6 protein-coding genes are annotated in these 7991 nt (G+C 60.4%); 5 read left to right on the top strand and 1 reads right to left on the bottom strand.

Annotated features, from left to right (window positions below):
* The first annotated feature begins 500 nt into the window (after positions 1–500).
* The 3 genes from CK944_RS20795 to CK944_RS20810 all read left to right on the top strand — a co-directional run bounded on the left by CK944_RS20795 (position 501) and on the right by CK944_RS20810 (position 4535).
* Positions 501–1037 (top strand): CAP domain-containing protein, encoded by a 537-nt coding sequence (locus tag CK944_RS20795; RefSeq protein ID WP_103174971.1) that lies wholly within the window; start codon positions 501–503, stop codon positions 1035–1037.
* A gap of 1206 nt (positions 1038–2243) precedes the next feature.
* Entirely contained in the window at positions 2244–3536 is a 1293-nt protein-coding gene (locus CK944_RS20805) for an ATP-grasp domain-containing protein (RefSeq protein ID WP_239986194.1), read from the top strand.
* A 66-nt stretch (positions 3537–3602) separates the two neighbouring features.
* Complete coding sequence (locus CK944_RS20810; protein WP_103174974.1) at positions 3603–4535, top strand: alpha/beta fold hydrolase; 933 nt, start codon at positions 3603–3605, stop codon at positions 4533–4535.
* Here the strand turns inward: CK944_RS20810 and CK944_RS20815 are convergent.
* Entirely contained in the window at positions 4502–5080 is a 579-nt protein-coding gene (locus tag CK944_RS20815; RefSeq protein WP_103174975.1) for a DedA family protein, read from the bottom strand. The genes CK944_RS20810 and CK944_RS20815 overlap by 34 nt on opposite strands.
* A 262-nt stretch (positions 5081–5342) precedes the next feature.
* On the opposite strand from CK944_RS20815, the gene CK944_RS20820 reads away from it, so the two are divergent.
* Both CK944_RS20820 and CK944_RS23030 read left to right on the top strand, forming a co-directional pair.
* Positions 5343–6491: a VWA domain-containing protein gene (locus tag CK944_RS20820; RefSeq protein WP_158248103.1), complete on the top strand. Its 1149-nt coding sequence runs from the start codon at positions 5343–5345 to the stop codon at positions 6489–6491.
* A 354-nt stretch (positions 6492–6845) separates the two neighbouring features.
* Positions 6846–7454, top strand: coding sequence for a hypothetical protein (locus CK944_RS23030; protein ID WP_146038739.1), 609 nt, complete (start codon positions 6846–6848; stop codon positions 7452–7454).
* The last annotated feature ends 537 nt before the right edge of the window (positions 7455–7991 follow it).

Raw genomic sequence — 7991 nt, forward strand, 5'->3', positions numbered from 1 at the left:
GGAACGCTTCGTGCGCCGTGCAGTTCCTGTTCCTGTTCCTGTTCCTGGTGGTCGCGACAATGCTGGCCTTGGCAACGCTGGTCGCGCATGGCCTTGCGCATAGCCTCATCGTAAAGAATGCGGGTGATCAGCCGGTTCTGGTTTGAAACGGCTCTCGCGGCTGACATCGATCAAGTTGTCGACTGGTGTCTTGCCGCCGCCGGAAAAGTAAAACGGACGGCTGATATGTGCGGCTAAGCCCGACAAGATTAGGAAGTGTCCGCATCTTGTGTTGGTGGCTCAGAAAGCTTGGATGATGGATCGCCGCAGGCACGAGGCTTGATTGTCTGGCCTATGACGTCATAAAAGCACGGCAAATCAGGAATACCACGACGGCCCGGAGCGCTGCAAAGCAACCCGGGCCATGTTTTTTGCTCATGCTTTTAGGGGTGTGATGCAACTTGTAATTGTTTTTCGGTTTTAACCTTCAACCCCGGAAAGCAACGCCTGGAACCGACATCATGACCTCCACCACATTCAAGATCTCTTCCGCTGCCGCATTCGCCCTGAGCATTGCTGCTTGTTCGACATCTCCCACCAGCCAGAACCGGAATATCCACGACGTCCAGGCCTCGGCACCCGGCGACGCCCAGTGCTTCAGCCCTGATGCATCAGAGCAAGCGGCTGGTGTTCGGGCCACGAATGCGGCCCGGGCCCAAGCTGGCCTTTCTCCTGTGCAGGCCAATTCACAGCTTGCCCGCGCAGCTGCTGCCCATGCCTGCGACATGGCGCAACGAGGCCGCATGACACATGCAGGCAGTTCCACCTCTGGCCCCGGGCCCCGGGTGAAGAAGCTGGGATACGCTCCCCGTGTTACTGCCGAGAACATCGCGGTAGGTCCTTACAACGCTTCGCAGGCCTTGGCGGCCTGGAACGGATCGCCCGGCCATCTGCAGAATATCCTGATCCCTCAGCTTCGTGACTTTGGCGTCGGTCGTGCGATCGGGTCTGATGGACGGACTGTCTATTGGGCAGCTGTTTACGCTGCTCCCCGCTGAAGCGGGGCCGGTCCTGCTCTCCAGGCTTATTGAGTGAACAAAAGGACATATTCATTCGGATGGATCCAGGGACTACCTTAAACGGGTGTAGAAGGTAGGTTTCCATGTTGCGCTTTGCTCTTTGTGCCGTTGTTCTGTGTGTCGCCGCCTGTGCAAAGGATCCAAATCCCTGCGCCTATGGCTGCATCAGCACATTCGTGGAATGGGAGGAGGGATACGGTCCCAAGGCGGGGGAATAAGGCAAAGCTTTGTCTGCGTAGCCAAAAGAGCAGCGCACTTCTTCCTCGCTACCCGCCCCAAGTCTGCGTGCATCCTCATTATGACGTGACATGGGCGGGCAGCCTCGCAGCGCCCCCTGCGGCTCGTCAACCTCTCATCCGGGAGGTTCCTTGTCTGCCCATTAGTTTCGTCCTGCTCCTGCTCGATGTCCTGCAAAGGCTGTTCGATGCCTTTTTCTGCCTTTTGGCGCCAAGCGCGGAACCACGATGGGCCGGGGCCAGCCCCCCCGCCGTTGTGAACGGACAGGTCGTGCGGCTGAACGACAGGAACTATGAGTTGCTGCAGATGATCCGTGTTGCACGGGCCATTCTTTGAACAAGAAAGACCCGCCTGGCAGGACGGGCCTTCGGTTCTTGCCGTGGTCACATGAAGGCTAGCAACACTACAAGGGTAAGACAACAGGCTGTTTGCAACTTAAGAGTGTGGCTGGTTTTTTGTTCCTGAAGGGTGCTTCCGTGTTTCGAGGCGAGAGGCGTTGTCGTTCGAGCCGCAGGGCGTATTTGCATGAATGCTCCTGGCGCAGGTCACGGCGAACAGAAGGCCCGGCTCCCTGGTGGTCGACTTCATGCATGTGAAGGCCGGCCGAACGGCGGCAATCCTGCGTGCCGACAGAGCCGCTGGGTTTTGCAGCGGAACCGCGACTAAGGCCACGTGTTCATCACTCCGAAGCCCAGTGGCCGGCGGATGCGGTCACAATTTTCTCCCTCTCTCCCTCCTCTGATGCCCGGCGTTCCTGCGCCGGGCTTTCCGTTTCAGCCTCGGCCATGAGGAGTGATCGCGTCTGAGGGGAGGGAGTTGATCCAGTGCGGCCTTATCCTCTGGTGGCGTGGACATTGACGCAGCATGAAGAGGTCAGACTGCACCATGGGCTTCCGATGTTCTGGCCTTCATGAAGACATGCGCCGAATGGCCGGAGTGAGGTGTTGATTGCGGCCTCTGCGGCAACCGGAACAGCGATCTTCGGCTCTGTTCGGATGCAAGGGCGCCATTGTCGGAGCAAAAAACTGGTCTTTTGCTCACCGATACCGCATGCTCCGCTTTCCCGCTTTCCCGTTTTCCCTTATGGCCTCCAGGCCGACATCCGAAAGAGCCCTTGCAGTCCGTTTGACCTATTCCAGAAAGCCATACCCCACACCGTCCGCACCGATGTCGATCCGCCCTCCCGAAGGGCCGGTCTATCCGCAGTTCAAACGGCGCATCCCCGAGCAGTTGTTTTATGTCGTTCCCGCCTTGATGTGGTTGATGCTCTCGATACGGCACCGAAGCCTGACCTTGCCGAGCGCCGCCAATCCGGGACTGGATGCCGGGGGCTTGTGGGGCGAAAGCAAATCCCAGGGACTGGAGCTTTTCGGCGCTACCGGTCGAGAGTTTCTTCCATCCTTTGTAACCATCGACTGCCATCCGGGACTGGATCGATTGAGCGTGGCAGAGGCTGCCATGAGATCCAAGGGTCTGGGGTTTCCGGTCATGGGAAAACCGGATCGGGGTTATCAAGGCTGGGGCGTGCGGGTCCTGAAGGCGAAGGATGAACTTGCGGATTATCTGTCGCTGCAGCCCGAGAATGCCCGGGTCATGCTGCAGGAGCTGATCGACCTTCCGGGTGAGGCCGGCATCTTCTACATCCGCCATCCAGAGGATCAACAGGGCCGCATCGTTTCGCTGGCCCTTGTCTATCCCCCTCATGTCATCGGGAACGGCTCTCACAGCGTGGCGCAACTTGTCGCATCTGATCCGATCCTGCAGGCCAATGCCGCGATCTATCGTGAGCGCGATCTGGGCGCATGGGATCGTGTCCTGGCGCAGGACGAGTTCCATTGCCTGACGAATGCGCGTAGCGCGAGGCTTGGGGCCGTCTACCGGAACGGCTTGCACCAGATCACTCCAGAACTGGAGGACGTGATTGATCAGATCTCACGCGAGATCCCGGACTTTCATTTCGGACGTTTCGATATCCGGTTCCGCAGCCTGGCGGAACTGCGTCAGGGCCGCGGCTTCCAGATCGTCGAACTGAACGGCGCCGGCGCAGAGATGCTGCACATCTGGGCAGGCACCGGCACGCTGTGGAAGGCATGGCGAACCCTGTGGCAGCAGTATCGGGTTCTCTTCGCCATCGGGGCCGCCATGCGTCGGCAGGGCCATCGGCCTGTCGGGTTGATCGGAATGATCCGGCTGCAGCGTCAGCAGGAGCGTCTTCGCCGGACCTACCCCCCAAGCTCGTGAACGTGACCTGCGCTGCCCCTCCTTGCAGATGAATTTTCCTCGGACGCTCACATTAGAAATCGGATCATGATCTCAGACCTCCCGCATTGCCCGATCCCCGGCGAGATCATCCAGATCGCTGCGCCAGAGCAGTCCTTTGCCGAAGAGGCGCTGACCTTCATCCTTGAGCCCTTCCAACCATTGCGGGAACAGCTGATCGCAATGACCGGGATCGGACTGGAGGAAGATCTCGAGACGCCTGCCGGCTCGTTGCGCAGCCTGCGGGTGGCGGCAGAGACCGGCCATGATCTGCATGTTCTGGCGGCAGGACAGCCTGGCGGGCGGCGGGTCATCTTTATCCATGGCAGCCCCGGCCTTGGAGAGGAATGGATACGGTGGCTGTCGGACGTCCCGCAGGGCCGGCTTTATCTTGCCCCCGACCGGCCCGGCTATGGCGGCAGCGGCGATGCTTCGCTGCCCGAATTGCAACAGCAAGCTGACGCATTGCTCCCCCTCCTGGGTCTGCCGCCGCAACCTCCGGTGGTTCTGGTGGGATACTCCTATGGGGGTCCGATGGCCCTGCGGCTGGCGGCCGACCATCCAGATCGGGTGGCAGGACTTCTGCTGATTGGCGCTGCTGCAGATCCAGGTCTGGAAGAGATCCATCCGCTGCAGGAGGTTGCGGCCATGGAGTTCTTCGAAAGGATGCTTCCGACCGAACTCGCGAACTCGAATGCAGAGCTGATGTCGCTGCGGGGTGGACTGGAGCAGTTGGCCGGTGATCTGGAAGCGCTCCATCTTCCGGTGACAATTGTTCAGGGCACCAGTGACAACCTGGTTCCGCCCTCCAACGCAGACTATCTGCGTGCTCGCCTGCCGGACGCGCCTGCGTCTATCCTCATCGAGGAAGCAGACCACTTCCTGCCCTGGAGCCACCCGGACCTGCTGATGGATTCCCTGGACTGTCTGTTGCGTCAAACAGCTCCTCAGCGATCAGAGGCGTCGGTCTCTGGCAGATAGCGCCGTGCCGCTACTCTCACTGCCCACAGGAGAAGGATCAGGACCATGGCGCCAGCCAGCCAGGCCCAGTTGCCCAACCAGCTTATCAAAGCGGCATAGATGCCGAATGCCCCGTAGAAGATCGCAGGGATGTAGACGACGGCGATGGCGGTATTGACCAAGGCAAAGCGCCGGAAGCCTACGCCCAGAAAGCCACTGGCGACAAAGACCGGGAACAGAAGCCATGGAACAATTCGGGCCAGAAGTCCGGCCATAAAGGTGCTGCGGCCCAACAGCAGGCGCCCCTGGTCCAGTTTGTCTTGCGGCACCCATCCCGCAACAAGCCTGCTGCGCCCTGCAAGCGCCCCCATCCCGTAAAGGCACCAGTCGCTGACGATCATGCCCCCGATCAACGAGGCGAGGGCAAGGCCGGAGGTCATTTCCCCAGACGCCGCCAGCCCCGCTCCGACAAAGATGGCCACCTCCTCCATCACGAAAGTCGCCAGGAACAAGAGGGCCGCCAGGATCAGGGGGTTTCCCAGGTTCTGTTCGATCAAGGCTTCCATATCGCATCCTCCTGCTGCACGCAGCCACCGAAGGTCGCGACACAGACTTCTTTCCTCTGCTGTGTGACGCTCCCAACAGACCATGACAAGAAGTGCGTTTCGCGCCTGGCCAGAAAAATGCCGGCTTCCGGCCAAGCTTGATTGTCGCCTTTTTCCTGCTTTTGGTCCTCATGCGGCGGTGTGAACTACAAGCTCTGGGAGGCCTCTCATGGGAACCGGACCGGCTTGCACCCTGCGGCGGATCCGTCCTATGCAAGGAAGCATGCAGAGCATTCCCCGCATATTCGGGCTGGTTGCAGGCAGCATTGCGATGTTGTTCCCTTTCCTGGGGCAGGCAGACACTGTTCTGTCTGAAAGCGCCAGTGCCGAGCAAATCTACCAGCACTTTCGGCAACAGCACCCGTCGCAGGTCGAGGCGTGCTTTCCGGAGCTTGATCTTGTCGATGGTCCGGACACCTTGGCTTGGGGAGCGGAGGGAAAGGGGCCCGGTTGGCTGCGCGCAGTGATCGCGGTCGATGCCTCCGGCTCGATGGCGGGGCAGGCCGGAAGCGAGGTCAAGATGCAGGCGGCCACAGATGCCGTGACGCGCTTCGTGCAATCCCTGTCCGGAAAAGCCGAAATCGGCTTGGTGGTCTTCGGCCACAAGGGCAGCAATGACGAGAGCGGGAAGGCAGTGTCCTGTGCGGGCGTCGAGACTCTTCTGCCTGTCGGGCCCGATGCGGCTGGAGCCGTTGCCCAGGCGCTTGATGCCATTCAGCCGACCGGCTGGACGCCGCTCGCCACGGCGATAAAGGCCGCCGGAGAAGCGCTGGCGCCCGAGGCGGAAGAGGGCAAGCAGGTCGTGTTCATCGTGTCGGATGGCGAAGAGACCTGTGGCGGTGATCCTGTCGCTGCCGCGCGCGTGCTTCATGACTCCGGCACCCGCGCCATCGTCAACGTGATCGGCTTCGACCTTCCGGCCGAGGATCGTGCGAAACTGACCGAAGTCGCCGAAGTGGGCGGAGGCGTGTATCTTGATGCGGCAAGCGGCGACGAGGTCATGAAGGCTCTGCAGCGCCACAGCGCATGGATCCAGACGCGCTTCGATCATAATGTCGAGGCTGTCAGGGCGCAGACTACCAACAGCACCAGCAGCTTCGTGGGCAAGAGCAACGCCCAGAAATGCGTAGCTGACATTCAGAACTCCGAATATTCACTCGTGTCCGAATGGATCCGTGACCTGCGGCAACGAGGCTTCAGTTCAGAGGCCTTCATGGGCTTCCGCGAGATGGTCATCTCTGACCACGGGAAGAACCGGGAGATGCTTGAAGCCTACCGGGCGAAGCTCGATGCCATGTCCGATGAGGCCAACCGCGCGATCAAGGAAACGATCGTTCCTCCAGGAATGCCTGCACCTGAGACAGGAGATTGAAACGGGCATCCTCCAGCTTTGCAGAACAGAAGGACTTGATGCTGGCTGTTCTCGTGCGGAGCCGCCGCATATCACGGTCAGGACATTACGACTGGGACAAGGGACGCGGAGACTGCAGGCCGTATTGAACTCACCGTTCAGCTCGAAACAACTTGTGACGTTCTTTGAACCGACCGGCAACGGGAATGGCGGTGGTCTGCTGCCCGAGGTCGTCTCAGCACGAATAATGGAACCGTGAACGTCCAGAACGGCGAAGCTCCGTGATCAGCCAGGAATTTGGGGCTTTGAACGGCATCATCGCCACTCCACGGCAAAAACCCTGTGACGGCAACATCGACAAAGCGGTTTTTGAGCATGGAGGTCCTCGCCCGATGCGGCGACTTCCGCGGTATCCTTAACCAGATCATCGGCATGGTGGCGATACGGACTCGCCCGCTGTGGTCGCTGTGGCCGTGGCTGTCGCATCGGCGGGAGGAAGGCTTCGAGAATAATGATCCCGGTTGTGCATCCGATTGCCGAGGTGCGGCGTCGCGGGCCGGTGCCCAGAACTCAAAGGAAGTGAATCCTTGCGTCAAGGCGCACGATCGCAAAGGATCACCAAAGACAGAGGAGAGAAACCATATGAATCCGAAGTCGCAGAACGGCCTGTGGGTCGGTAGAAGCCGCATGAAGATGGCAGTGCCAATCATTCTGGGCGGACTGGCAGTCATTGCCTTTGCCGATCAGGTTCGGGTCGCTGACCAAGCGCAGGCTGAGCGCGTTGCCTTCCAGGAGGCCTGCATCGCTCTCGGCGGCACAGTCGTAATGGGAGGTAAGGGCGCGGATGCCTCCTGTCTGACAAATGTGAGCACGGCAGAGCAAGGCCAAGGGGAGGGCAGTAGCGAGCTGGTCGGGATATCGGATGCCAGCCCGCAGGAGATCCTCCCGGATAGCGCCGGCTCCGAAATGCAGAGCCAAGGCTGAAAATGTTGCAGGCGCAATCAGATTGCGTGTCACGAGTTCTCTGTGGCCAGATCCTGAAAGAGAAGGGTTGGTCCTGAACAAGGATGACCAGGCCAGCTGGGCTATGCACTAGCCCAAACGCACAACCGGATCGCCGAAGTTCGCGCCTCTGACATGCCGGACCTGCAGGCACCAGCTTTTCGCGGTAGCAGCCAATCCAGCCTAGGCGGAACCCTTCTGACAGTCACGCTTTGGCTCATGGTGATCGCGCCCCCAGCCAGCGGAACCTGCNATCAGCTTCAACAGCTATTTCTGCTGCACACTCGCCATGCGCAATGCCTGAGGCGCGAAGTCTTCGGGCCACGGCTTCCAGGTCCGGCACCTGGACGTCGAAGCCGACAAAGGTCGGCGCTGTGCCCGGGCGCACGGTGATTGCGCCCCCGGCCAGGGAAACCTGCATCGGATCCGTCGTCGGCGATCCAGTGAAGGCCAAGAGAAAGCCCGCATGATCCTGGGGACGGGGCGCGGCGATGGTGACGCCCGTGATGGCGGTTGCGC

The organism is Paracoccus sp. SY (assembly GCF_002901215.1).
GTDB classification, from domain to species: domain Bacteria; phylum Pseudomonadota; class Alphaproteobacteria; order Rhodobacterales; family Rhodobacteraceae; genus Paracoccus; species Paracoccus acridae.

Bases quoted from the DNA above. Each gene is read 5' to 3' on its own strand.
- CK944_RS20795 (WP_103174971.1), top strand. From the start codon at position 501: ATGACCTCCACCACATTCAAGATCTCTTCCGCTGCCGCATTCGCCCTG.
- CK944_RS20810 (WP_103174974.1), top strand. From the start codon at position 3,603: ATGATCTCAGACCTCCCGCATTGCCCGATCCCCGGCGAGATCATCCAG.
- CK944_RS20815 (WP_103174975.1), bottom strand. From the start codon at position 5,080: ATGGAAGCCTTGATCGAACAGAACCTGGGAAACCCCCTGATCCTGGCG.
- CK944_RS20820 (WP_158248103.1), top strand. From the start codon at position 5,343: ATGCAGAGCATTCCCCGCATATTCGGGCTGGTTGCAGGCAGCATTGCG.
- CK944_RS23030 (WP_146038739.1), top strand. From the start codon at position 6,846: ATGGAGGTCCTCGCCCGATGCGGCGACTTCCGCGGTATCCTTAACCAG.